Origin of the sequence: Limnohabitans sp. DCL3, from assembly GCF_048019295.1 — a bacterium.
Lineage (GTDB): Bacteria > Pseudomonadota > Gammaproteobacteria > Burkholderiales > Burkholderiaceae_C > Limnohabitans_A.
This window is the reverse complement of sequence record NZ_CP171842.1, coordinates 2,239,430-2,263,953: the sequence shown is the minus strand read 5'-3', so window position 1 is coordinate 2,263,953 and position 24,524 is coordinate 2,239,430. Positions and strand designations below refer to the sequence as shown.

Below are 24,524 nucleotides of genomic sequence, written 5' to 3'. Positions count from 1 at the left end.
CGGCTCAACGCTTGAAGGCGTCGACAATGGCTTTGCCTTCAGCCCCGGACTTTTCCAGCCATTCCTTCATGATGGTGTCGCCCACTTTTTTCATGTCGGCTTTGAGTTGTGCAGAAGGCGCGGCAATGGTCATGCCATTGGCCTTGAGCGTTTCCATGGTGGTGGTGTTGACTTTGCGTGACTCGGCCCAGCCGCGGGTTTCGGCTTCGGCAGCGGCTTTGAGCAATGCATCCTGTGTGGGCTTGTCCAACGCGTCAAAGGCTTTCTTGTTGGCGATCACCGCGTTTTTGGGCAACCAAGCTTGCACGTCGTAGTAGTACTTGAGGTGCTCGTACAGCTTGCTGTCCACACCCGTGGCGCCCGAGGTCATGGTCGATTCGACCACGCCCGTGGCCAGCGCCTGCGAGAACTCGGCCGCTTGCACGGTCACGGGTTGGGCACCGACCAGTTCAGCGATCTTGGCGGTGGTGGGGCTGTAAGCACGCCATTTGATGCCCTTGAGGTCGGCCACGCTGTTGATGGGCTTTTTGCTGTAAATGCCTTGTGGAGGCCAGGCCACCGAGTACAAGAGCATCATGCCTTGCTCGGCCAGTTTCTTTTCCAGCAGCGGCTTTTGCGCTTTGTAGAGCTTCATGGATTCGTCATAGCTGTCGGCCAAAAAGGGCAGACCATCGGCACCAAAGGGCTGCCATTCGTTTTGGAAGTTGGCCAGCAAAATCTCGCCCAACTGGGCTTGACCGCCTTGCACCGCTCGCTTGATTTCTGGCGCCTTGAAGAGGGACGCGTTGGCGTGCACCGTGATCTTCAGCTTGCCCGCCGTGGCTTTGTCCACGTCGGCCGCAAACTGGGTCATGTTGACCGAGTGGAAGTTGGTGGCCGGGTAAGCGGCGGGCAGGTCCCATTTGGTTTGGGCCGACACAAAGCCGGAAAGAGCAAGCAGGCCAGCCAGCAGGCTGAGGTGTAAGGCACGACGTTGCATGAAAACTCCTGTGAAAGATGGAAGTGAACGGTTCACTGGGCAGTGCAAGAAAGGTGCCCGCTTCACGCGCGCATCGGGTGCATCTGTCAGGGGTTCACTGTAGGCAAGGCGGCGGCGATCCGTGCTCGGTGTTTTCCCTTAACGTCAACAAATTGTTGGCAAATTGTCGGCATCGGGCATAGACTTTGTCAACCTTCCAGCCTTGATGGATCCCATGCCGCGCAAAAATTCTCTGAGCATCTCAGCCGCCAGCCCCATCGTGTCCTCGGCCCACCTGGTCTCGCCCGACAGTGCCGAAATGAGCGAGTTCGAGTTCGGCCTGATCGTGGCGGGCAACGCCTTTCACCGCTGGATCATCCATTGCATGGCGGCCGCAGGTCTGAAGGATTTGACGCCCTTGGATGTGCTGGTGCTGCACCACGTCACCCACCGTGCGCGTGACAAACGCCTGGCCGACATTTGTTTCATCATGAACATCGAAGACACCCATTTGGTGAATTACGCCCTGAAAAAGCTGCAAGGCCTGGGCGTGGTGGTGTCGCAAAAAAATGGCAAAGATGTGACCTATGCCGCCACCGACGAGGGCCGCGCTTATGTGCAGCGTTACCGCGAAATCCGCGAGAGTTGCCTGATCGACGCCCTGAAGGCCGACGATGGCTTGAACCGTGACATCGGCGAGCTGGCCCGCTTGCTGCGTGTGCTCTCGGGCATGTACGACCAGGCGGCGCGTGCGGCGGCTTCTTTGTGAACTTTGAATGGTTGATCTACCGATGACTGAATCCAACAGCCCCCTCTCTGGCCAACAACGCTGGCAATTTTGGATCGACCGGGGCGGCACCTTCACCGACGTGGTCGGCAAGCGGCCCGACGGCAGCTTGGTGACGCACAAGCTGCTGTCTGAAAACCCCGAGCAGTACCGCGATGCGGCGGTAGCGGGCATCCGCCATTTGCTGGGTCTGAAACCCGGCGAGCCCGTCACACCTGAACAGGTCGAGTGCGTGAAGATGGGCACCACCGTGGCCACCAACGCGCTGCTGGAGCGCAAAGGCGAGTCCACACTGCTGGTCACCACACAGGGTTTTGGCGATGCGCTGCGCATCGCCTACCAAAACCGCCCGCGTTTGTTTGACCGTCAGATCGTTTTGCCCGAGTTGCTGTACAGCGCGGTGGTCGAGGCACAAGAGCGGGTGGCGGTGGATGGCGAGGTGTTGCAGCCACTCGACGAGGTGCATTTGCGCACCCAATTGATGCATTGGCATGCACAAGGGGTGCGCTCCGTGGCGGTGGTGTTCATGCATGGCTGGCGGCACACGGCGCACGAGCAAGCGGCAGCAAGGCTGGCGCGCGAGGTGGGTTTCACCCAAGTCAGCACCTCGCACCAAACCAGTCCGATGATGAAGCTGGTCAGCCGAGGCGACACCACGGTGGTCGACGCCTATTTGTCGCCCATCTTGCGCCGTTATGTGGACCAAGTGGCCAGCGAAATGCCGGGTGTGAAACTGATGTTCATGCAGTCTTCAGGTGGCTTGACGGACGCGCAGGTGTTTGCGGGCAAGGACGCGATTTTGAGTGGCCCAGCCGGCGGCATTGTGGGCATGGCCCGCACGGCCCAGCTGGCGGGGCACGACAAGGTGATTGGTTTTGACATGGGTGGCACCTCCACCGACGTGTCGCACTTTGCCGGGCAGTTCGAGCGCGAGTTTGAAACCCAGGTGGCGGGTGTGCGCATGCGTGCGCCGATGATGAGCATCCACACCGTGGCCGCAGGCGGCGGTTCGCTGTTGGCCTATGACGGTGCGCGTTTTCGGGTCGGCCCGCAAAGCGCGGGGGCCAACCCGGGCCCGGCCAGCTACCGCCGTGGCGGGCCATTGGCCGTGACCGATGCCAACGTGATGGTGGGCAAGGTGCAGCCGAAGTTTTTCCCCTCGGTGTTTGGGCCGCAGGCGAACCAACCGCTGGACGCCGAGGTGGTGCGCGGGCATTTTGAGCAATTGGCCAAGCAAACCGGCCGCGCTGCCGAAGACGTGGCCCACGGTTTCATCCAGATTGCGGTGCAGCAGATGGCCAACGCGATCAAGAAAATATCGGTGGCACGGGGTTATGACGTGACGCGTTACACCTTGCAGTGCTTTGGCGGCGCGGGCGGGCAGCATGCGTGTTTGGTGGCGGATGCTTTGGGCATGTCGCAGGTGCTGGTGCACCCGCTGGCGGGCGTGCTCTCGGCTTACGGCATGGGCCTGGCGGACCAGAACGTCATGCGCGAGGAAAGCATGGAGCGGCGTCTGGACGATGCGGCCATGCCTTTGATGACCGAGCGTTTGCAGGCTTTGGGTGAATCCACCCGCTTGGCCTTGCAGGCGCAAATGGGCGGGGACGCGGCCCATGCCGACCGCATTGAGCTGCGCCAACGCGTGCATTTGCGTTACGAAGGCACCGACTCGGCGCTGGTGGTGCCCTGGGGCGATCTGGCCCAATTGGTGGCGGGGTTTGAGGCGGCGTACCGCCAGCGTTTTGCCTTTTTGATGCAGGGCAAAGCCTTGGTGGTGGAGGCCGTATCGGTGGAGGCCGTGCTGCCCGGCGATGCGCCCGAAGAGGCTGTGCATGCCCTGAACCCTGAGCGCGAGGTGCCACGCCGCGACACGGTGCGGGTGTACGCCGCGAATGCCCAAGGTGTGGCCGAGTGGCAAGACGCTGCCTTGGTCGTTCGCGAAGACATGCGACCCGGCGACGTGATCGACGGCCCGGCCATCATTGCCGAGAAAAACGCCACCACGGTGGTGGAGCCGGGCTGGCAGGCACGGCTGACTGCTCTGGACCATTTGCTGCTGGTGCGCGTGCAAGCACGCGCGGTGCAACACGCAGCAGGCACGCAGGCCGACCCGGTGCTGCTGGAGGTGTTCAACAACCTGTTCATGAACATCGCCGAGCAAATGGGGCTGCAGCTGCAAAACACGGCCTACTCGGTCAACATCAAGGAGCGCTTGGACTTTTCGTGTGCGCTGTTCAGCGCCGAAGGGCATTTGATTGCCAACGCGCCACACATGCCGGTGCATTTGGGTTCGATGGGCGAGAGCATCCAGACCGTGATCCAAGAAAACAAGGGGCGCATGCAGCCAGGCGATGTGTTTGTGCTGAACGACCCGTACCACGGCGGCACGCATTTGCCCGACATCACCGTCATCACGCCCGTTTATTTGGACGGTCACACAGACCCTGTGTTTTATGTCGGTTCACGCGGCCACCACGCCGATGTGGGTGGCTTGACGCCGGGCTCCATGCCGCCGTTCTCCACCCGCATCGAAGAAGAGGGCGTGCAGATCAACAACGTCAAGCTGGTCGAGGCGGGCCATTTGCGCGAGGCCGAAATGGTCACCTTGCTGCAAAGTGGCGCCTACCCCAGTCGCAATCCGGCGCAAAACATGGCCGACCTGAAAGCGCAAATCGCCGCCAATGAAAAAGGCGTGCAGGAGTTGCGCCGCATGGTCGATCAATTCGGCTTGGATGTGGTGCAGGCCTACATGCGCCATGTGCAGGACAACGCCGAAGAGTCGGTGCGCCGCGTCATCACCCGCCTCCAAGACGGCTCCTTCACCTTGCCGCTGGACAACGGTGCGCAGATCCAGGTGGCGGTGCGCGTGAATCCCGCCCAGCGCACGGCTGAAATTGATTTCACCGGCACCAGCGCTCAGCTGTCCAACAACTTCAACGCGCCGCGGGCGGTGTGCATGGCGGCCGTGCTGTATGTGTTCCGCAGTCTGGTGGATGACGACATCCCACTGAACGCGGGGTGCCTGAAGCCGCTGAACGTCATCATTCCCCAAGGCTCCATGCTCAACCCGAATCCGCCCGCTTCGGTGGTGGCAGGCAATGTGGAAACCTCCACCTGCATCACCAACACGCTGTTTGGCGCTTTGGGTGTGATGGCCGGCAGCCAACCCACCATGAACAACTTCACTTTTGGCAATGCGCGGGTGCAGTACTACGAAACGATTTCAGGCGGCAGCGGTGCGGGTGGGCGCTTTGACGCGCAGGGCCACCTGGTGGGTGGTTTTGACGGGACTTCGGTCGTGCAAACCCACATGACCAATTCACGCCTGACGGACCCTGAAGTGCTGGAGTTCCGCTTCCCGGTGCGACTGGAAAGCTATGCCATCCGTGAAGGCTCGGGTGGTGCTGGGCGCTGGCACGGCGGCGATGGCGGGGTGCGCCGCGTGCGCTTCTTGGAGCCGATGACGGCGGGCATTTTGTCCAACGGGCGTGTCCACCCCGCGTTTGGCATGGCAGGCGGTCACAGTGGCCTGCCAGGCATCAACCGGGTGGTGCGTGCCGATGGCCATGTTGAGGATTTGGCGCATATCGGCCAAGTCGAGATGCAAACGGGAGATGTGTTTGAGATCCACACACCGGGTGGCGGTGGATTTGGCGCTCGGTAGACCCCTGCCTCAAGCTCGGTGCGTTCTTTGGCGGTTCAGGGTTTTTTTGCAGGGTGGCGCGGGGCTGGTGCATAGGCTTGCCCTTGAACCCGCAGGCCTTGATCAGACAAGCTGGCAGCTTTCTTCGGTGCGATGCCTTGGACGCGCTGCATGAAGTCGGGCCAATCTCTGAAAGGCTTTTGTTGGCGTTCGTCCATGATGAGTCGGGTCATGGACGGACCCAGGCCCTTCAGGCCGTCGAGCTCGATTTCATTGGCCTTGTTCAAGTCCACTTGGGCCCAAGTGACCGAGGTCAGGAGGGCGATGGCGGTGGCCGCAATCTTGTTGCGCATTTCAAGCTCTCCTGGTGCAGGGCCGCAGACCGTAGCAGCCGCTTGCATTGTGGGCGCCGATGTGGATGCGGTGATCGGCTCATGGGGCCGTACTTGAAACCAGTTGTTTCAAGCGCGTTTCAGAGTTCTTCGATGCGCCGAGGTGGGTAACTGTCCCAGGCTTGGCAACCGGGGCAATGCCAAAAATGTTCTTTGGCTTCAAAGCCACAAGCGGCACAGCGGTAACGGGCCAAGGGCCGAATGGCTTGCTCCAGTGCTTTTTGCACGGGTGCGGGCAAGGCAGGCGTTGTTTGGTTTTCGTTTGACAACCAACGTGCCGCGGCCATCAATGAGGTGTGTTGACCCAGGTGGTCAAGGTAGCGTTGGTGCGATGCCTCTTGTCCCTCTGGCGATGGGGCGGCCAGGGCGGTCATGGCATCCAGCACATCGATGCCGGGTTGTTTGTCGTAATGCTTTTGCAACAGCGCCTGCGCCTGCTCAACCATGGCGGCTGCTTGTGCAGCTTTGACCAAGCTGGGGGCAGCCAGCGTCGCCGCAGCATCGGCACGTTCGAACAACACCGACAAAGTGGCAAATGCCTGAGCGGCCTGGCCTTGGGACAGTTGAAGTTGACCGAGCAAAATACGCGGCCTGGCCGCATCAGGGGTGGTCTTGATGGCCGTGTTGAGCAGTTGCAAAGCTTTGGCCACATCGCCTTGTTGAACGGCTTGACGCGCTTGCTCGCATTGGTAATGCGCCAGACGCATGTCGAAATTGGCTTCTCCCGACTTTTCAAGAAGTTGCGCCACTTGCGCCGCTTCTGGCCATTCGCGGGAGCGCTCGTAAATCCCCAGACGTGCCAAGCGTGCTTGGCCTTCGTAAGTGGTGCCTTCCAATTTGCGCAAGGCTTCTTCGGCCCGGTCCAGCAGACCCGCTTTCAAAAAGTCGAGTGCCAACCCGTGTTGGGCACGCTGTCGGTCAGCGCTGCTCAAGTCGGCCCGTGACAACAGATGCTCATGGACGCGAACAGCGCGGTCGTACTCGCCTCGACGACGGAATAAATTGCCCAAAGCAAAATGCAGCTCAGACGTGTCGGGATCGTTTTGAACCGCTTCAATGAAGGCGTCAATCGCCTGGTCTTGTTGTTCATTGAGCAGGTAATTGAGGCCCTTGAAATAAGCGCGCGGTGCTTGGCGATTGGCGATGCGCATTTGGCGCAGGTCCAAGCGCGAGGCGATCCAACCCAAGGCAAACGCTGCGGGCAGACCGACCAAAATCCAGGTCAGGTCAAGTTCCATAGGGCTTCTCGGGCTCGGGTGTGGGTTGGGTTGGTGGCGAAGCGTTCATGCGCAGGGCTTGGCGGTGTCGCCACCAACGGGGCACCATGCCCAACACGCCCACGGCAACACCGAGGCCAAACGCGCAAAGCACCACCAAAACAGTGGGGGCCGCCCAATGGGTGCCGAAAAAGAAGTTGACACGTGTCTCTTGCTGGTTGTTCAGTGCAAAAGCAAACAGTGTGAAAAAGACGGCAGCTTTCAGTAGCCACTGAAGCAGCCGAAGCAGACGTTTCATGGAGGACCTCGGAATCTGGCCTCATTCTAACGGGCCAGTGGGTCACTGGGAGGCCGTTGTCCAGGACATCAGGCTTTTGCTGAACCTGTCGTTTGGCTGGTGATGCCCGCGTCCACGGCTTCGCGCAGGGCTTTGCCAGGTTTGAAATGGGGCACCCGTTTTTCAGGGATCTGAACGCTCTCACCTGAGCGGGGATTGCGGCCAAGACGGGGTGGGCGGCGGTTGATCGAGAAGCTGCCAAAGCCACGGATCTCGATGCGGTGCCCTTTGACCAAGGCGTCGCTCATCGCGTCCAACACCGTTTTGACGGCCAGTTCGGCGTCACGGTGTGTCAGCTGTGCAAAACGTGCAGCGAGTTCTTCAACCAGATCTGAGCGTGTCATGGAGTCACTTTGTGGTTCGTGTGTCCTGCGGGTGTCCAGCACCGGTCTGAAAAAAGCCTGCCCCCATGACAGGGGCAGGCTTTTCAGACAGCAAGCGTCTTCAAATCAACCAGATCAGTTGTTGTCCAACTTGGCACGCAACAGAGCGCCCAAGCTGGTGGTGCCAGCGTTTTCGCTCTTCGATTGTTGTGACAAGGAAGCCATGGCTTCTTGTTGGTCCACAGCGTCTTTGGCTTTGATGGACAACTGGATGTTGCGGGTCTTGCGATCCACGTTCACCACCACAGCGGTCACTTCGTCGCCGACTTTGAGCACGTGGCTGGCGTCTTCCACGCGGTCACGCGAGATTTCGCTGACGCGCAGGTAGCCAACGATGTCTTCGCCCAGGTCGATTTCGGCGCCCTTGGCATCCACGGTCTTGACCTTGCCGGTGACGGTTTGGCCTTTGTCGTTGATCGACACGAAGGTGGTGAAAGGATCGGAGTCGAGCTGTTTGATGCCCAAGCTGATGCGCTCGCGGTCCACGTCCACAGCCAAGACCAAGGCCTCGACTTCTTGGCCCTTCTTGAATTCACGCACGGCGTTCTCGCCGGTTTCATTCCAAGACAGGTCAGACAAGTGCACCAAACCGTCGATGCCTGCAGCCAAGCCCACGAACACGCCGAAGTCGGTGATCGACTTGATCGGGCCCTTGACGCGGTCGCCGCGCTTGGTGTTCTGAGCAAACTCTTGCCATGGGTTGGCACGGCACTGCTTCATGCCCAAGCTGATGCGGCGCTTGTCTTCGTCGATTTCCAAAACCATGACTTCGACTTCGTCACCCAAAGCAACGATCTTGGAAGGCGCCACGTTCTTGTTGGTCCAGTCCATTTCAGACACGTGCACCAAGCCTTCGATACCGGGCTCGAGTTCCACAAACGCGCCATAGTCGGCGATGTTGGTGATCTTGCCGAACATGCGGGTGCTTTGTGGGTAGCGGCGGTTCACGCCCATCCAGGGGTCATCGCCCATTTGCTTCAGACCCAAGGACACACGGTTCTTCTCGGTGTCGAACTTGAGGATCTTGGCGGTGATTTCTTGACCGGCCGTGACCACTTCGGAGGGGTGACGGACACGGCGCCATGCCATGTCGGTGATGTGCAGCAAGCCGTCGATGCCGCCCAAGTCCACGAACGCACCGTATTCGGTGATGTTCTTGACCACACCGTGAACGATGGAGCCTTCGCGCAATGTTTCCATCAGCTTGGCGCGCTCTTCGCCCATGGAGGCTTCCACCACAGCGCGGCGTGACAGCACGACGTTGTTGCGCTTGCGGTCGAGCTTGATGACCTTGAATTCGAGGGTCTTGTTCTCATAGGGAGACAAGTCTTTGGTAGGACGTGTGTCGACCAAAGAGCCGGGCAAGAAAGCGCGGATGCCATTGACCAACACGGTCAGGCCACCCTTGACTTTGCCGCTGGTCACGCCAGTGACGAACTCGCCGGATTCGAGGGCTTTTTCCAGAGACATCCACGAAGCCAAACGCTTGGCAGTGTCACGCGACAAGATGGTGTCGCCGTAGCCGTTTTCGATGGAGCCAATGGCCACGGAGACAAAGTCGCCGACCTGGACTTCGACTTCACCCTGGTCGTTCTTGAACTCTTCGAGGGGCACGTAGGACTCGGACTTGAGACCGGCGTTGACGACCACGAAGTTGTGTTCGATGCGCACCACTTCGGCGGTGATGACTTCACCAGGGCGCATTTCGGTACGTTGCAGGGATTCCTCAAAGAGGGCGGCAAAAGATTCAGACATGTGATTTCCTCATCCACAAGCAGGACTGACGAACGCGGAATGCGTCGTTTCCAGGAGCTGACTGTGGCGATTGCTGGTGCAGCGTGGGCTGCGGTTGGTTACAAATATCCACCTGGCCAGTGTGCAAGCTGCACGAGGAGAGCCGGGTGGAACTTCAGGTCAGCCTGCACAGGGCAGACTGGGTTGGCCGTTGTCAGTGGATCAGATTGTGTCGATCAACCGAAAACCTGCCGGCTTTGCCACCAGACCATCACCTGTTCCACCGAGGCTTCGATGGTCAAGGACGAGTTGTCCAGTTGCAAGGCATCTTGTGCGGGCTTGAGTGGCGCGACACTGCGAGACATGTCCCGGGCGTCGCGCGCTTCTAAGTCAGCGCGAAGATCATCGATATTAGCCGAAAAACCCTTAGAAATCAATTGCTTATGACGTCTTTCGGCCCGTTGGGCAGCGCTGGCGGTCAAAAAAACCTTCAAAGGGGCGTCTGGGAAGATCACCGTGCCCATGTCGCGCCCGTCGGCCAAGAGGCCCGGAAGGCGCTGAAAACTGTGCTGAAGTTGCACCAGCGCGTCGCGCACGGCGGGTAAAACGGAGACTTTGGAGGCGTTCATGCCGCCTTGTTCGCTGCGGATCGCATCGGTCACGTCCACGTTGTTCAGCAGGACCTGCTCGCCTTCAAAACGCACGGGCAGTTGACGGGCAAGATCGGCGATTTGGGCTTCGTCAGCGGATTCCAGCGTCAGGCCAGCCTGCAAAGCGGCATGGGCAGTCACGCGGTAGAGCGCACCCGAGTCCAGGTAGTGGTAACCCAGCTGCGCAGCCACGCGGCTGGCCAGCGTGCCTTTGCCCGAAGCCGTCGGGCCATCGATGCAGATCACGGGGATGTGGGGGGCTGTCGTGTGCGCCACGGAGAAAAGAGCCTCGAAGTAATCGGGGAAGGTCTTGGCCACACACTTGGGGTCTTCGATGCGCACCGGAATCTGGTCGGCATTGAAAGCCGCCAGTGAAAAACACATGGCCACGCGGTGGTCATCGTAGGTGTGGATGCTGGCGCGTTGCCACTGGCCTGCAGGCAGGGGGTGGATGGTGATCCAGTCTGGGCCTTCCTCGACGGTGGCGCCGAGTTTGCGGCTTTCGGCAGCCATGGCCGCAATGCGGTCGGTTTCTTTCACGCGCCAGCTGGCGATGTTGCGCAGCGTCGTCGGGCCGTCGGCGTACAGCGCCATCACCGCCAAGGTCATGGCCGCGTCGGGAATGTGGTTGCAGTCGAGGGTGATGCCCTTGAGCGGCCAAGCACCGCGCTGGATCTCCAGCCAGTTGGGGCCGCTGGTGATTTGGGCGCCCATTTGCGCTGCGGCGTCCATGAAGCGAATGTCGCCCTGGATGGAGTCAGCGCCCACGCCCTGGATGCGGATGCCGTCGCCCTTGGCGATGGCGCCCAATGCGATGAAGTAGCTGGCCGAAGACGCGTCGGCCTCGACGTGGATCGTGCCCGGCGACTGGTAGCGGCTGCCCGCCGGAATGACAAAGCGTTCCCAGCCTTGGCGTTCAACCGCAATGCCATAACGCGCCAGCAGGTTGAGCGTGATCTCGATGTAGGGCTTGCTGATGAGTTCGCCCACCACCTCGATGGTGATGGCGCGGTCTTGTGCTGCCAAGGGCAGCGCCATGAGCAGCGCCGTGAGGAATTGGCTGGACACATCGCCGCGCACGGGGATGGGTTTGTCCAGTTGCAAAGCTGGCTGACGCACGCGCAGGGGCGGGTAGCCCTCGTTGCCCAGGTAGTCAATGGCGCAACCCAGTTCACGCAACGCATCCACCAAGTCGCCAATCGGGCGCTCATGCATGCGGGGCACGCCTTTGAGCGTGAAGTCGCCGCCTTGCACCGCCAGCGCTGCGGTGAGTGGGCGCATGGCGGTGCCCGCATTGCCCATGAAAAATTCAATCGCCTCCGCAGGCCACGCTCGGCCGCCCAGTCCCGTGATGGTCACCTTGGTGCCTTGCACCTCGACACCGCAGCCCAGTTGGCGCAGCGCGGCCAGCATCACGCGGGTGTCGTCCGAGTCCAGCAGGTCGTGGACCACGGTGGTGCCTTGGCACAAGGCCGAAAGCAGCAGCACCCGGTTGGAGATGCTTTTGGAGCCAGGCAGCGTGACGGTGCCGGAGGCACCTTGCAGCGCAGGGAGATCGAGGAAGGCGGTGGAGAACATGGCGTCAGTCTTCAGAGGCGGTGCTGCATGCGTTGCCCGCTTGCAGCGTCCAGGTCGAGCGCACGTCGCTGGCCTGTTGAATCAGTTGTTGCAGTGCGTCGGTGTTGTCCGATTGCAGAGCGGCTTCAAATTGGTCGAGCGCGGCACGAAAGTGCGTGATTTGCGTGCGCACCTCTGCCCGGTTGGCGCTCAGGATGTCGCGCCAAACAGATGAGTCACTGGCGGCGATGCGCGAAAAATCCCTGAAGCCCGGGCCTGCCATCTCCATAAATGCAGGGCCTTGGGGCTGCGCAGTGAGCGCATTCACCGCTGCAAAGGCGAGCAGGTGAGGCAAGTGGCTGACGGCCGCAAAGGTGGCGTCATGTGCCTCGGGCGTCATCTGACTCACATGGCTGCCGATGGCAGTCCAGACCTCGCTGGCCATTTTGAGTTGGCGGATGCTGTTTTGCGGCAGGGGCGTGAGAATGGTGCGCCGCGCCTGGTAGAGCGAGCCCTCGGCGTGCTCGATGCCGGCGACTTCCTTGCCGGCAATCGGGTGAGCGGGCACCCAACAATTGAGGCGTTCGCCCAAAGAGGCCTTGGCCGCTGCGATCACGTCGCATTTTGTCGACCCCACGTCCATCAACAAGGCGCTTGCTGAGAGACTGTCTCGCAGGGCCGCAAAGCTGCTGTGCATGGCCCCCACGGGCACGGCCAGCAAGACCAAATCGGCACCTTGCACCGCCTCAGCCACGCTGCTGCAGGCTTGGTCGATGACACCGAGCTCAAGCGCGCGTTGGCGTGTTTTTTCGGAAGCGCTGAACCCGGTGATGTGTTGCACCAAGCCCGCTTGGCGCATCGCGAGCGCAAACGAACCACCCATCAGGCCGCAACCAATCAGGGCCAAGCGTTGGAATTTCACAAGTTGCTCACTCGGGCACAGGGTAGGAACCCAGCACCTTGTAGAACGCGCACAAGCCTTGCAATTCTTTCAAGGCAGCAGCCACATGCGCTTCACTGATGTGGCCTTGCAGGTCGATGTAGAAGTAATACTCCCACTGGCCTGATTTGGCGGGGCGTGACTCAAAACGCGTCATGGACACGCCGTTGTTTTTGAGCGGCACCAACAAATCGTGGACTGCACCTGGCCGGTTGGGGACCGACACCACCAAGCTGGTGCAGTCCTTGCCCGAAGCCGGCGGCGTGGCCAGGGTTTGGGGCAGGGTGATCACGGCAAAGCGGGTACGGTTGAAAGCCTCGTCTTGGATGGCGTGGTGCACGATGTGCAGGCCAAATTGGCTGGCTGCACGTTCGCTGGCCAAGGCCGCCCAAGCGGGGTTGGTGGCGGCCAAGCGGGCACCTTCGGCGTTGCTGGAGACAGCGCGGCGCTCCACATGCGGCAGGTGTTTGGACAACCAGCCCTGGCACTGAGCCAACGCTTGGGGGTGCGCCATCACCACTTCAATGCCGGCGTCTGAGTTGAGCTGACGCAGCAAATTGAAGCGCACTTGCAGGCTGACTTCGCCCACCACATGTACAGGCGAGCGCAAGAACAAATCGAGCGATCGCGCGACCACGCCCTCGGTGGAGTTCTCCATCCCGACCACGCCGTATTGGGCAGTGCCCGCCGCGGTGGCATGAAAGACTTCGTCGAAATTGGCGCAATAAATCAGATTGGCCGCACTGCCAAAAAATTCAATGGCGGCTTGTTCGCAGAACGTGCCTTGAGGGCCGAGCACGGCCACGCGTTGCGGGGCTTCCAGCGCCAAGCAGGCCGACATGATTTCGCGCCAGATGGAGGCCACATGTTCGTTTTTCAGAGGACCAGGGTTGGCTTGGGTGATCTTGTCGATCACTTGGGCAACGCGGTCGGGGCGAAAGAAGGGCGAGCCTTCGGCGCGTTTGATCTCGCCCACTTGTTCGGCCACATGGGCGCGCTGGTTCAGCAGATTGAGCAGCTGCTTGTCCAGCGCGTCAATCTGCACACGCAAAGCGCCCAGGGCATCCGACTGAATGGGTGGTTGGCTCATGTCCGCAAGTCTTTCAGAAGGGCCAGCTTCAGGCCTGTGTTTTTTCAAATTCGCGCATGAAGGCCACCAAGGCCTGCACGCCTTCGAGGGGCATGGCGTTGTAAATGCTCGCCCGCATGCCACCGACCGATTTGTGGCCCTTGAGTTGCAACAAGTTGGCCGCTTTGGCACCCGCTAAAAATGCGTCGTTGCGCGATTCGTCGCGCAAAAAGAAAGGCACATTCATGCGCGAGCGGCATTCTTTGGCGACACGGTTTTCAAACAGGCTGGAGCTGTCGAGGAAGTCGTACAGCAGTTGGGCCTTGGCGATGTTGCGCTGCTCCATCGCGGCAATGCCGCCTTGCTGTTGGAGCCATTGAAACACCAGCCCGGCAATGTAAATGCTGTAAGTGGGTGGCGTGTTGTACATGGACTGGTTGTCGGCGACCAGTTTGTAGTCAAAGGCGCTCGGGCAATGGGGGAGGGCGTGGCCAATCAGGTCTTCGCGCACGATCACCAAGGTCAGACCCGCCGGGCCCAGATTCTTTTGCGCGCCGCCAAAGGCCAGACCCACACGGGACCAGTCCACCGGGCGCGAGGCCACGTGGGAGGAGAAATCCACAACCAAGGGGGCATCACAGCCCAGCGCTTTGAGGTCGGGCAATTCGTGAAACTCAACGCCGTGGATGGTCTCATTGCCACAAATGTGCACATAGCGGCTGTCAGCGCCAATCTGCCAAGTCGCTGGCGCGGGCAAGGTGGTGAAACCATCGGCTTGCGCCGTAGCGGCCACACGGGCAGGCCCATATTTGCCCGCTTCCTTGAGCGATTTTTGGCTCCAGCTGCCGGTCAACACAAAATCCATGGCCCCGCCTTGCGACAGGTTCAAGGGCACGATGGCGTTTTCCGCCAAGCCGCCGCCTTGCATGAACAAAATCTTGAAGTGCGCCGGCACCGCCAGCAACTCGCGCAAGTCGGCTTCGGCCTGCTCGTAAATGCGGATGAACTCCTTGCCGCGGTGGCTCATCTCCATCACGCTCATACCCGAGCCGTGCCAGTCCAGCATCTCGGATGCGGCTTGCTGCAACACAGCCTCTGGCATGACGGCGGGACCCGCCGAGAAGTTGAAAGCGCGCCCCATCGCTTATTCCGTTGCAGGTGCGCTGCCGTCCGCCGGTGCCTCTGCATCGCCCTCGCTGGCATTCGCGTCGTTTTCCACGATGCGCTGCAGGCCCGACAGCTTGGCACCCTCGTCCAGACCAATCAGGGTCACACCTTGTGTGGCGCGGCCCAACTCGCGGATCTCGGACACACGTGTGCGCACCAAAACGCCGGTGTCGGTGATGAGCATGATCTCGTCGTCGGCGTGCACCAAGGTGGCCGCCACGACTTTGCCGTTGCGCTCGGATTGCTGGATGGCGATCATGCCCTTGGTGCCTCGGCCGTGGCGTGTGTACTCGGTGATGCTGGTGCGCTTGCCGTAGCCGTTTTCTGTGGCGGTCAGCACGCTGGCGCGCGCTTTGGCTTCATCGGCAGGGGCATCGGGGTTTTCTTGTTCCGACACCAACATGGCGATCACGCTTTGGTGGTCCTCGATCATCATGCCGCGCACACCGCGGGCGCTGCGGCCCAGAGGGCGCACATCGTTTTCGTCAAAGCGCACAGCCTTGCCGCCGTCGCTGAACAGCATCACGTCGTGCTGGCCGTCCGTGAGCGCGGCACCAATGAGGAAGTCGCCTTCATCCAGGTTCACAGCGATGATGCCGCCCTTGCGCGGGTTGCTGAACTCATCCAGTGACGTCTTCTTAACCGTGCCCATGGATGTGGCCATGAAGACAAATTGGTTGTCAGGGAAGGTGCGTGCCTGGCCCGTCAGAGCCAGCACCACGTTGATTTTTTCACCTTCTTGGAGCGGGAACATGTTGACGATCGGGCGACCGCGCGAACCGCGTGAACCGGCCGGCACTTCCCAAACTTTGAGCCAGTACAAACGGCCCCGGTTGGAGAAGCACAACAAATAGTCGTGCGTGTTGGCGATGAAGAGTTGGTCGATCCAGTCGTCTTCTTTGGTGGCGGCGGCTTGTTTGCCTCGCCCGCCGCGCTTTTGCGAGCGGTATTCGCTCAACGGTTGGCTCTTGATGTAACCGCTGTGTGAAAGCGTCACGACCATGTCGGTCGGCGTGATCAAGTCCTCGGTGGACAAGTCTTGTGCACTGTGCTCGATTTCACTGCGGCGAGCGCCGATCTTGGTTTGGCCAAATTCTTGGCGCACGGTGCCCAGCTCGTCACCAATGATGGTCGAGACGCGCTCAGGTTTGGCCAAGATGTCGAGCAGGTCTTCGATCTCGGACATGACCTCTTTGTATTCGGCCACGATCTTGTCTTGTTCCAACCCGGTCAGACGCTGCAGACGCATTTGCAAAATCTCTTGCGCTTGCGTGTCCGACAAACGGTACAAGCCGTCTTGGCCCAGACCATATTCACGCTCCAAGCCTTCGGGGCGGTAGTCATCGGCATTGACCACCGAGCCGTCATCGCGTGCGCGGGTCAGCATGGTGCGCACCATCTGGCTGTCCCAGGCGCGGGTCATCAACTCGGCCTTGGCGACGGGTGGTGTGGGTGCGCCACGGATGATGGCGATGAAGTCATCAATGTTGGCCAAAGCCACCGCCAAACCTTCCAGCACATGGCCCCTGTCTCGCGCTTTGCGCAGCTCGAACACCGTGCGGCGTGTCACCACCTCGCGGCGGTGCTGCAAGAAGACCTGGATCAGATCTTTCAGGTTACACAACTTGGGCTGACCGTCGATCAAGGCCACCATGTTCATGCCAAAGGTGTCTTGCAACTGCGTCTGTTTGTACAGATTGTTCAGCACCACCTCGGGCACTGCGCCGCGCTTGAGCTCGATCACCAAGCGCATGCCGGATTTGTCCGACTCGTCTTGGATGTGGCTGATGTCCTCGATTTTTTTCTCGTGCACCAACTCCGCCATGCGCTCTTGCAAGGTTTTCTTGTTGACCTGGTAGGGCAGTTCATCGACCACGATGCACTGGCGCTGGCCTTTGTCGATGTCTTCGAAGTGGCACTTGGCGCGCATGACCACGCGGCCACGGCCAGTGCGGTAACCTTCCTTGACACCGGTCATGCCGTAAATGATGGCGCCTGTGGGGAAGTCGGGCGCGGGCACGATCTCCATCAGCTCATCGATCGAGGCTTCGGGGTTGCGCAGCAGGTGCAAGCAAGCGTCCACCACTTCGTTCAAATTGTGCGGCGGGATGTTGGTGGCCATGCCCACCGCAATACCACCAGAGCCGTTGATCAGTAAATTCGGCAGTCGTGACGGCAAAACCAAGGGTTCTTTTTCCGAGCCGTCGTAGTTGGGGCCAAAGTCGACGGTTTCCTTGTCGATGTCGCCCAGCATTTCGTGGGCGATTTTGGCCAAGCGGATTTCGGTGTAGCGCATCGCCGCTGCGTTGTCACCGTCCACCGAGCCAAAATTGCCCTGACCATCCACCAACATATGGCGCATGGAGAAGTCTTGCGCCATGCGAACGATGGTGTCGTAGACCGACTGGTCGCCGTGTGGGTGGTATTTACCAATCACATCGCCCACAATACGGGCTGATTTTTTGTAGGGGCGGTTCCAATCGTTGTTCAACTCGTGCATGGCAAACAACACCCGGCGGTGCACCGGCTTGAGACCGTCACGGGCATCGGGCAATGCACGGCCAACGATCACGCTCATGGCGTAATCGAGGTAGCTGCGCCGCATTTCCTCTTCTAGACTGATGGGCAGCGTTTCTTTGGCGAACTGTGTCATATGTGTAGAGAGATGTGCGGGCACTTGAAAACATGCATTTTAGGTGCAAGATCGTGTCGCGTATATGCAACATTTGGCATTCGTTACAGGACTTGTTGTCTTGTGTGTACGTCCTTTAACGGGCGGCTTTGCGGTCTATGGCACAATAAATGTCAACGGAACAGGTGAAGGTCATCTGGAACGTATTTTTTCGCAGCGAGTCTGCGGCTTTATCTCTCAAGAGGAAGACCATGAACAAATTCAACAAAGCAGCGATGTTGATTGCCGCCGCAGCGCTCGCAACGGCCGCCGGTGCCCAATCGTTTGACAACTGGCGCAGCGCCTCGGGCGATGCTTGGAAAAACGGTACGCAAGAATTGTGCTGGCGCGATGCCAACTGGACTCCCGCTACTGCAGTACCTGGTTGCGATGGCGCCATCGTGGCACCTAAGGCAGCTCCAGCTCCAGCTCCTAAGGCTGCTCCAGCTCCAGCTCCAGCTCCAGCACCTAAGGCTGCACCTGCACCTGCCCCCAAAGCTGCCGCTCCCGCATTGCCTCCAGCAGCCGCTACCAAAGTGACTTATGCTGCTGACGCTTTCTTTGACTTCGACAAATCCGTGTTGAAGGCCGAAGGCAAAGCCAAGTTGGACGACCTGGTGGGCAAAGTCAAGGGCATCAACCTGGAAGTCATCATCGCAGTCGGTCACACCGATTCCGTGGGCGCTGATGCTTACAACCAGAAGCTGTCGGTCAAGCGTGCTGATGCTGTCAAGGCCTATTTGGTGTCCAAGGGCATCGAAAAGAACCGCGTTTACACCGAAGGCAAAGGCGAGAAGCAGCCAGTGGCTGACAACAAGACAGCAGCTGGTCGTTCTAAGAACCGTCGTGTTGAAATCGAAGTGGTGGGCACACGCGCCAACAAATAATCCCCTCTAGGATTACCCAAAAGCCCCAGCAATGGGGCTTTTTTTCGCCTGTCGTTCATGCATGAAGGCCTGTTCGCTGACAATCAGACACCATGAGCACCATCCATTCCAATGTCGATCCGGCCGAGCTGGCCAAATTCTCCGATCTGGCCCACCGCTGGTGGGACCCGGAAAGTGAATTCCGTCCCCTGCACCAGATCAACCCCCTGCGTCTGGAGTGGATCAACGCTCTGGTGCCCTTGGAGGGCTTGAACGTGGTGGACATTGGTTGCGGCGGCGGCATTCTGGCCGACGCGATGGCTCGCAAGGGGGCGCAAGTGTTGGGCGTGGACTTGGCCACCAAATCCCTCAAAGTGGCTCAGCTGCATGCCCTCGAAGCAGGCACACAAGGCGTGCAATACCGCGAAGTCAGTGCCGAAGGTCTGGCCGCTGAGCAGCCCGAGCAGTTCGATGTGGTCACTTGCATGGAAATGCTCGAACACGTGCCGGATCCGGCTGCGGTGGTCAAAGCCTGTGCACAACTGGTCAAACCTGGCGGTTGGGTGTTCTTTTCCACGCTCAACCGCAACCCCAAGTCCTTCTTGTTTGCCATCGTCGGTGCTGAATACATCCTGAAACTCTTGCCCAAAGGCACACACGAGTTTGCTCGCCTCATCAAGCCCAGCGAACTCTCGTCGTGGGCGCGTGAAGCCGGGCTAGACGCCCAGGGCTTCAAGGGCATGGAATACAACCCCTTCACCAAACGCTATTGGCTCAGCCAAGACACCAGTGTGAATTACTTGCTGGCGTGCCGGAAAGCCTGACCATGTTCAAAGATATCCATGCGGTCCTTTTTGACCTGGACGGCACCTTGATCGACAGTGCGCCGGATTTGGGTGCTGCGGTCGACAAAATGCGGGTGGACCGGGGCTTATCCTCTTTTCCTTTGGAGCATTACCGCCACATGGCCGGAGCTGGTGCCAGGGGCATGTTGGGCATCGCATTTGACATGACCCCCGAGCACACCGAGTTCGAGGCCATGAAGGAAGAGTTTTTCGTCAACTATGAAAACTGCATGACCGAGCGCACCCGAATCTTTGACGGGGTGACCGACATGATTTCGGCCTTGGTTTTGCAGGGCATCCCTTGGGGCGTGGTGACCAACAAGTCAAACCGATTCACCGATCCACTCACTGCTGCCATGCCCTTGTTCTCCTCGGCAGGCGCTATTGTCAGTGGCAACACCACGCCACACGCCAAACCTCATCCAGAGCCCTTGTTCGAAGCGGCACGCCGTTTGTCCGTTGACCCGAAGCGATGTGTCTATGTGGGTGACGATGAGCGCGACATTGTGGCGGGGTTGGCAGCAGGCATGGGCACCGTGGCGGCGACCTACGGTTATTTGGGTCAACAGACAGATATTTCTCGCTGGAATGCCCATTTGCACATTGATTCGCCCATGGAGCTCTTGAAATTCCTGAACAAGGCCTAAAATAGGCGTCGAGGGGCTGCACTGGTTTCGACATGGGTTCGGACGCGTGGCAGGGCATGTCGAGGTTCTGATCCTCGTAAAACTTCGGAAAAAAAACTAACTGCAAACGACGAACGTTTCGCACTCGCCGCTTAATCCGGTGAGCCTTGCAACAGTTGGCCGATAGGCTGGGTCAGGGTGATGAGGGGGTTAAACCCTTCAAAGTCCTGGCTGCAAGGTAAAACATATGGGCTGGCATCACTTCGGGTACCTTGAAGTGGTGTGAGAAATAAGGGTGCTGGCTGGGTGTTCAGCGTGTCGCTGCGCGGTTCATTTGGCGAGACTCAAATCAGACGACTACACATGTAGAACTGTACGAAAAAGACTTATGGACGGGGGTTCAAATCCCCCCAGCTCCACCATATACAAAGGGGACAGACTTTCTCTGTCCCCTTTTTCTTTCGGGCTGTAGCCCAGTATTGGCGCCATTCCTCGCATTTGTCTTGAGGATGACTGGCGTCAATTTCTCCCCAAAAGTTTCATTTTTCGGCTCCGAGATCTCGGATTTTTCTACGTTTTCTCTGTTTTCTTGAGGACGGATCCTCAAGAAGAACCTAGGATTCATGCGGGTTCCAGCGCGATGGTTTGATGTGATTGATGGGTGGCATGGTTGACTACCGTATTTTGCGAGTCATCCTGTGGTGGTGCTTTCTTGGTTGGCGAAGCTACTTTATCCCTCAAAGGTTTTTCATCTGTGAGATGCATCCTTCAAGGGTGCGCTGGCGCTCTAGGATGGCGAAAAACAGTCGCAGCGTATTAAAGGCGTCGATATCAGCGCGGTGGGCTTTGCCCACGAACTGCAGCTTGTAGCGCGCCATGGCCTTGGACAAGCCACCATGTTGAATTGTGGCGGTGCGCGTTCTAGCCAATGAAAGCAATATGGTCCAAGTCTTCACATCAATCCAACGGCGGCCGAAATGATGAAACTCGATCTCCGCTTGAGCAAATGTCCGTAGCAGGTCGGCCGAGTCCCCGCCACCCCAAGTGACAGGATTGACGAATACCTCTTGCTCACGCAGTAGATCCCCAAGCTCCTGCGCACATTGCGCGAGGCTCACGCCTGCACTGCAGTCCTGATTGGTAATGCCCGTTAGCTGTGTGATGAACTCGCTGATGGGCTCATCCACTTTTAGATTCCATCGTCGGACAATGTAGTGTTGCTGGTTTTGCGCAGCGCTACCGATGGCAACGCCGACTTGGATGATGGTTCCGCTGGGCTGGTTGTATTCAAGGTCCAACGCCACATAACGCTGCGTGTCTTGCTGGGTGACGATGTGATTTTGATCGTTCAATTTGGCCTCCGTTGACAGTGGGGCCATGTTGCCATTAAGTGAGGAGAAGGTCCGTTTCAGGCTGGTTGCGGTCCTTAGGACTTTTGAGCCAAGTGACCGCCGCTTGCGAAATGCACCGTTCATGTTCGACAAGTCGTCCGTCCGCATTACCAACAAAATCAGTCAGTCAGCGTTCGCCAGTGATCCAACGCTCACTAGCGGCTGCATTTCGCAACGATGAGCTGCCCGTTGCGCATGCGAGCGGGCACTGTCCGCGCTTCACGCAGGTCCATCCGGGCAACCTAAGCACAGGACGGGGCCGGGCAATCAGATTGCTACTCACTGCGACCATCAAGTGTGGTCGCCTGGATTGCGGCAGACGCAACCCGAATGCTGATTGCCGGTGCCTTCTCCAATTTGGCTGGGATTGACGATTCCCGGTATGCTCCACTTAAGGATTGATACATATTTCGGAGGTTCTAATGCGGATTGAGAAGATCAAGGTCGAAGGTTTTCGCCTGCTTCAGGATGTCGAGATCATGCTAGAGCCAAATTCAACGGTGATAGTCGGCCGGAACAACAGTGGCAAGACCTCCCTCACCGATGTCTTTGATCGTTTCATCGGCCAAAGCGGAGCGCGCTTCCGGCTAGAAGACTTCTCCGCTGCAGCACGGGCAAAATTCTTTAAAGCGAGAACGCTGAGGGAGAGCGGAGCCAAACCAGAAGATGTGCTCGCGGCGTTTCCGACGATCGTCCTCACCCTGACATTCGCATATGAGACCACCGAGCCGAATCTGGGCCCTCTTGCTCCATTTGTAATCGACTTGGATGTCGCCTCCACTAGGGCGCTGGTGTGCGTGGAATACAAGCCGACCTTGGCAACACTCCACACCCTGCTCGACGTCGCTGCGCCCGCGGAGGGCGTAGAGCAAAACACCCATTTCCTGAGGTCATTGCGTGACACGATACCCAAGGCATATTCCATACACGTCAGCGCCATCGATCCGACGGATCAAACCAATCGGCGTGAGTTCGAAGGCATCTCTGCACTCTCGGCCCTCGTTCAATGCAATTTCGTCCGAGCACAACGCACCCTCGATCACGCTAGCCAAGGTGACGCTGACGTAATCGGAAAATTGCTGAGTACGCTTTTCAAGACAGCCAAGGCCCCAACAGCCGCTGCCGCCGATCAAGAACTGGCAGCGAAGCTGAAGAATTCTGTGGAAGAGATCGAACGCGACGTTCAAGGGGACTTTGACGCAATGCTGAAGAAGTTACTTCCGACCATGGAGGTTTTGGGCTTCCCAAGTCTTAATGATACTGAGTTAAGACCAGAAACATCGCTCAACGTTGAAGCGCTTCTTTCGGACCACACGAGGGTGGTGTACGCGGGCGCAGACGGGGTTCATCTTCCCGAGGGCTACAACGGGCTAGGGACGCGAAACCTCATTTATATGCTCTTGCAGTTGGAGAGTTACCACAAGATCTATCGCGCAAAGCCAACCCGCCCTGTCACGCACTTGATCTTTATCGAAGAGCCAGAAGCTCACCTGCATCCTCAGATGCAAGAAGTGTTCATCAACCAACTGAACATCGCAATCAAGAAGCTCTCTGACACCTATCCGGAAGAGCCTGCGTGGAAAGTGCAGTTCGTGATCACAACACACTCACCGCACGTGGCGAATGCCGCCTCATTTGAGGCTGTACGGTATTTCTTGAACGAGTTGCCTGCGACGCCGAATATGAGACAAACGAAGGTCAAGGATTTCAAGAAAGGGATGGCAAGCATATCCCCTGGTGACCAGGACTTCCTCCATCAGTACATGACATTGACCAAATGTGACCTCTACTTTGCAGACAAGGCAATAATGGTAGAGGGGACGACTGAGCGACTTCTGATGCCACGGCTATGCGGTCTCGTGGACGAGTTACTAGACGACAAAAACAAGTTGGCCAGGCAGTACGTCACCTGCGTTGAGGTCGGTGGAGCGTACTCTCATATTTTTTACCCCTTGCTCGACTTCCTTGAGCTCAAGACGCTGGTTGTCACGGATTTGGATTCCACCAAGCCAATTGAGAAGGAGAACAAGAAGGGCAAAATGATCACTACCTGGGAGAAGTGCCCCGTCGCTGAAGGTCAGCGCACATCAAACGCTGCAATCAAGGATTGGTTCCGCCCACCCAACACCGAAGATGGGGACGGTTGGCAGATCTCGCCGGCTCAGTTGCTTGGCAAATCTGCAAATGAAAAGATTAGTGGCTGCCGTCGAATCGCTTATCAAATTCCAGAGGACCCCAAAGCAGCCACCTGCGCCCGAAGCTATGAAGATGCGCTCGTCATCGCTAACCCCGATCGGTTCGAATGGCCTAAGGAGCAAGACGAGGCCACCGAAGCATGGGACATCGCAAAGGGGCTTGCGAAAGCAGATACTGCTTTGCGGTTCGCGATTCGCGAAAAGGAGTGGAAGGTGCCGCGATACATTGAGGAAGGCCTCGTGTGGCTGTCCGAGCCACCGCCACAGCCGGCACAAGTCCAAGAAGTGCAGAACGCCCCAGTGGTCGTATGACAGGCCAGGTTAAAAATCCAGCGCTTGAGGCAGCGCAACAGGCGCAGATGAAGATCGACGAAGCCCTTGACGCGGGCCGCAGCTTTAGGCTCGAGGCCGGTGCAGGTGCAGGAAAAACATACTCTTTGGTTGCGGCGCTAAAACGGCTGATCACGGAGCGCGGATCTGCGCTCGTTCAATCCGGGCAAAAAGTTGCCTGCATCACCTTCACCGAGGTGGCACGAAACGAGATCGCACAGGAAATTGAGGATCATCCCGCAATCCTGGTCGACACCATCCATGGGTTCTCCTGGGCCTTTTTACGCCAGTTTCAAAAAGCTCTGAGAGACAGCCTAGCGGAGATGGAGGAGCGAAAGGAGAAGATCGAGCAAGCCGGCGGCGTCGGTACAAAGCCGGTGGATTATGACTTCGGTTTTTTCGGGATCGATGCAGATAAGATAACCCTTAGCCACGACGACATCCCGGAGCTAATGGCGAGGCTCCTATACCAAGAGAAATTCAGGCGCATCTTAGGCCAGCAGTTCCCAGTGCTTTTCATCGATGAGTACCAGGACACGCATCGCCAGTTCATGGAGTCGATAACGGACAACTTTCTGAAGCCCGCAGCTGGTCCTCTTGTTGGGCTTTTCGGAGATCACTGGCAAACCATCTATCGAAGCGAGTATGAGCTGGCGCAGTACCCAATCGAAGAGATCGCCAACGTCGAAGAACTTAAAGTGGTGAAGTGAGGCTACTTTTTGGGTGAAAGAAGGATTGCAGCCTCCGGGAATCGAAGCTGACC

Annotated in this window: 19 protein-coding genes and 1 other RNA gene; 8 read left to right on the top strand and 12 right to left on the bottom strand. The window is 58.7% G+C overall.

What is annotated here, in order from left to right; translation table 11 throughout:
* Window positions 1-4: 4 nt before the first annotated feature.
* On the bottom strand, window positions 5-979 hold the full coding sequence (locus tag ACHEXK_RS10350; protein ID WP_416545888.1) for a TRAP transporter substrate-binding protein: 975 nt from the start codon (window positions 977-979) through the stop codon (window positions 5-7).
* Window positions 980-1,184: 205 nt separating this feature from the next.
* On the opposite strand from ACHEXK_RS10350, the gene ACHEXK_RS10345 reads away from it, so the two are divergent.
* Together ACHEXK_RS10345 and ACHEXK_RS10340 are read left to right on the top strand one after the other, a co-directional pair.
* The gene (locus ACHEXK_RS10345) at window positions 1,185-1,727 is read left to right on the top strand and encodes a winged helix DNA-binding protein (protein WP_199174414.1); all 543 of its coding nucleotides are present in this window, start codon (window positions 1,185-1,187) and stop codon (window positions 1,725-1,727) included.
* 22 nt (window positions 1,728-1,749) lie between these two features.
* Complete coding sequence (locus tag ACHEXK_RS10340; protein ID WP_416545886.1) at window positions 1,750-5,412, top strand: hydantoinase B/oxoprolinase family protein; 3,663 nt, start codon at window positions 1,750-1,752, stop codon at window positions 5,410-5,412.
* A 35-nt stretch (window positions 5,413-5,447) separates the two neighbouring features.
* On the opposite strand, the gene ACHEXK_RS10335 is transcribed toward ACHEXK_RS10340, so the two are convergent.
* From ACHEXK_RS10335 to gyrA, 10 genes are all read right to left on the bottom strand, one after another.
* The gene (locus ACHEXK_RS10335) at window positions 5,448-5,744 is read right to left on the bottom strand and encodes a ComEA family DNA-binding protein (protein ID WP_416545884.1); all 297 of its coding nucleotides are present in this window, start codon (window positions 5,742-5,744) and stop codon (window positions 5,448-5,450) included.
* 119 nt (window positions 5,745-5,863) lie between these two features.
* Window positions 5,864-7,021, bottom strand: coding sequence for a lipopolysaccharide assembly protein LapB (gene lapB, locus ACHEXK_RS10330; RefSeq protein ID WP_416545882.1), 1,158 nt, complete (start codon window positions 7,019-7,021; stop codon window positions 5,864-5,866).
* Complete coding sequence (locus tag ACHEXK_RS10325; protein ID WP_416545880.1) at window positions 7,011-7,298, bottom strand: LapA family protein; 288 nt, start codon at window positions 7,296-7,298, stop codon at window positions 7,011-7,013. Before ACHEXK_RS10325 ends, lapB begins: the two co-directional genes overlap by 11 nt.
* A 68-nt stretch (window positions 7,299-7,366) precedes the next feature.
* The gene (locus ACHEXK_RS10320; protein WP_416545878.1) at window positions 7,367-7,681 is read right to left on the bottom strand and encodes an integration host factor subunit beta; all 315 of its coding nucleotides are present in this window, start codon (window positions 7,679-7,681) and stop codon (window positions 7,367-7,369) included.
* 114 nt (window positions 7,682-7,795) lie between these two features.
* Window positions 7,796-9,475, bottom strand: a complete 1,680-nt coding sequence (gene rpsA, locus ACHEXK_RS10315; RefSeq protein WP_416545876.1) for a 30S ribosomal protein S1 — start codon at window positions 9,473-9,475, stop codon at window positions 7,796-7,798.
* Window positions 9,476-9,690: 215 nt separating this feature from the next.
* Window positions 9,691-11,682, bottom strand: coding sequence for a bifunctional 3-phosphoshikimate 1-carboxyvinyltransferase/cytidylate kinase (locus tag ACHEXK_RS10310; RefSeq protein WP_416545874.1), 1,992 nt, complete (start codon window positions 11,680-11,682; stop codon window positions 9,691-9,693).
* A 4-nt stretch (window positions 11,683-11,686) separates the two neighbouring features.
* Window positions 11,687-12,583 (bottom strand): prephenate dehydrogenase, encoded by an 897-nt coding sequence (locus ACHEXK_RS10305; RefSeq protein ID WP_416545872.1) that lies wholly within the window; start codon window positions 12,581-12,583, stop codon window positions 11,687-11,689.
* Window positions 12,584-12,590: 7 nt separating this feature from the next.
* A complete protein-coding gene (gene pheA / locus ACHEXK_RS10300) occupies window positions 12,591-13,691 on the bottom strand; it encodes a prephenate dehydratase (protein ID WP_416545870.1) in 1,101 nt (366 codons plus the stop codon).
* Window positions 13,692-13,719: 28 nt separating this feature from the next.
* A complete protein-coding gene (serC, locus tag ACHEXK_RS10295; RefSeq protein WP_416545868.1) occupies window positions 13,720-14,811 on the bottom strand; it encodes a 3-phosphoserine/phosphohydroxythreonine transaminase in 1,092 nt (363 codons plus the stop codon).
* A gap of 3 nt (window positions 14,812-14,814) precedes the next feature.
* Window positions 14,815-17,490 (bottom strand): DNA gyrase subunit A, encoded by a 2,676-nt coding sequence (gene gyrA, locus ACHEXK_RS10290; RefSeq protein ID WP_416545866.1) that lies wholly within the window; start codon window positions 17,488-17,490, stop codon window positions 14,815-14,817.
* 230 nt (window positions 17,491-17,720) lie between these two features.
* On the opposite strand from gyrA, the gene ompA reads away from it, so the two are divergent.
* The 4 genes from ompA (at window position 17,721) to ssrA (ending at window position 20,267) form a co-directional block, all read left to right on the top strand.
* The gene (ompA, locus tag ACHEXK_RS10285) at window positions 17,721-18,395 is read left to right on the top strand and encodes an outer membrane protein OmpA (protein ID WP_416545864.1); all 675 of its coding nucleotides are present in this window, start codon (window positions 17,721-17,723) and stop codon (window positions 18,393-18,395) included.
* 92 nt (window positions 18,396-18,487) lie between these two features.
* Complete coding sequence (ubiG, locus tag ACHEXK_RS10280; protein ID WP_416545862.1) at window positions 18,488-19,198, top strand: bifunctional 2-polyprenyl-6-hydroxyphenol methylase/3-demethylubiquinol 3-O-methyltransferase UbiG; 711 nt, start codon at window positions 18,488-18,490, stop codon at window positions 19,196-19,198.
* 2 nt (window positions 19,199-19,200) lie between these two features.
* On the top strand, window positions 19,201-19,866 hold the full coding sequence (locus ACHEXK_RS10275) for an HAD-IA family hydrolase (protein ID WP_416545860.1): 666 nt from the start codon (window positions 19,201-19,203) through the stop codon (window positions 19,864-19,866).
* A gap of 12 nt (window positions 19,867-19,878) precedes the next feature.
* Window positions 19,879-20,267: a transfer-messenger RNA gene (ssrA, locus tag ACHEXK_RS10270) on the top strand.
* Window positions 20,268-20,582: 315 nt separating this feature from the next.
* On the opposite strand, the gene ACHEXK_RS10265 is transcribed toward ssrA, so the two are convergent.
* Entirely contained in the window at window positions 20,583-21,320 is a 738-nt protein-coding gene (locus tag ACHEXK_RS10265) for a 3'-5' exonuclease (RefSeq protein WP_416545858.1), read from the bottom strand.
* A 338-nt stretch (window positions 21,321-21,658) separates the two neighbouring features.
* Here ACHEXK_RS10265 and ACHEXK_RS10260 point away from each other — a divergent pair, with 338 nt between their 5' ends.
* Window positions 21,659-23,743, top strand: coding sequence for an ATP-dependent nuclease (locus ACHEXK_RS10260; RefSeq protein ID WP_416545856.1), 2,085 nt, complete (start codon window positions 21,659-21,661; stop codon window positions 23,741-23,743).
* A gap of 47 nt (window positions 23,744-23,790) precedes the next feature.
* On the top strand, window positions 23,791-24,471 hold the full coding sequence (locus ACHEXK_RS10255; RefSeq protein WP_416545854.1) for a UvrD-helicase domain-containing protein: 681 nt from the start codon (window positions 23,791-23,793) through the stop codon (window positions 24,469-24,471).
* Window positions 24,472-24,524: the final 53 nt, after the last annotated feature.

Excerpts from the sequence above, each read along its gene's own strand:
- ACHEXK_RS10340 (WP_416545886.1), top strand. The coding sequence starts at position 1,750 with ATGACTGAATCCAACAGCCCCCTCTCTGGCCAACAACGCTGGCAATTT.
- ubiG (WP_416545862.1), top strand. The coding sequence starts at position 18,488 with ATGAGCACCATCCATTCCAATGTCGATCCGGCCGAGCTGGCCAAATTC.
- ACHEXK_RS10325 (WP_416545880.1), bottom strand. The coding sequence starts at position 7,298 with ATGAAACGTCTGCTTCGGCTGCTTCAGTGGCTACTGAAAGCTGCCGTC.
- ACHEXK_RS10275 (WP_416545860.1), top strand. The coding sequence starts at position 19,201 with ATGTTCAAAGATATCCATGCGGTCCTTTTTGACCTGGACGGCACCTTG.
- ACHEXK_RS10255 (WP_416545854.1), top strand. The coding sequence starts at position 23,791 with ATGAAGATCGACGAAGCCCTTGACGCGGGCCGCAGCTTTAGGCTCGAG.
- ACHEXK_RS10260 (WP_416545856.1), top strand. The coding sequence starts at position 21,659 with ATGCGGATTGAGAAGATCAAGGTCGAAGGTTTTCGCCTGCTTCAGGAT.
- rpsA (WP_416545876.1), bottom strand. The coding sequence starts at position 9,475 with ATGTCTGAATCTTTTGCCGCCCTCTTTGAGGAATCCCTGCAACGTACC.
- ACHEXK_RS10265 (WP_416545858.1), bottom strand. The coding sequence starts at position 21,320 with ATGAACGGTGCATTTCGCAAGCGGCGGTCACTTGGCTCAAAAGTCCTA.
- ACHEXK_RS10345 (WP_199174414.1), top strand. The coding sequence starts at position 1,185 with ATGGATCCCATGCCGCGCAAAAATTCTCTGAGCATCTCAGCCGCCAGC.
- serC (WP_416545868.1), bottom strand. The coding sequence starts at position 14,811 with ATGGGGCGCGCTTTCAACTTCTCGGCGGGTCCCGCCGTCATGCCAGAG.
- ACHEXK_RS10335 (WP_416545884.1), bottom strand. The coding sequence starts at position 5,744 with ATGCGCAACAAGATTGCGGCCACCGCCATCGCCCTCCTGACCTCGGTC.
- pheA (WP_416545870.1), bottom strand. The coding sequence starts at position 13,691 with ATGAGCCAACCACCCATTCAGTCGGATGCCCTGGGCGCTTTGCGTGTG.
- ACHEXK_RS10350 (WP_416545888.1), bottom strand. The coding sequence starts at position 979 with ATGCAACGTCGTGCCTTACACCTCAGCCTGCTGGCTGGCCTGCTTGCT.
- lapB (WP_416545882.1), bottom strand. The coding sequence starts at position 7,021 with ATGGAACTTGACCTGACCTGGATTTTGGTCGGTCTGCCCGCAGCGTTT.
- gyrA (WP_416545866.1), bottom strand. The coding sequence starts at position 17,490 with ATGACACAGTTCGCCAAAGAAACGCTGCCCATCAGTCTAGAAGAGGAA.
- ACHEXK_RS10310 (WP_416545874.1), bottom strand. The coding sequence starts at position 11,682 with ATGTTCTCCACCGCCTTCCTCGATCTCCCTGCGCTGCAAGGTGCCTCC.
- ACHEXK_RS10320 (WP_416545878.1), bottom strand. The coding sequence starts at position 7,681 with ATGACACGCTCAGATCTGGTTGAAGAACTCGCTGCACGTTTTGCACAG.
- ompA (WP_416545864.1), top strand. The coding sequence starts at position 17,721 with ATGAACAAATTCAACAAAGCAGCGATGTTGATTGCCGCCGCAGCGCTC.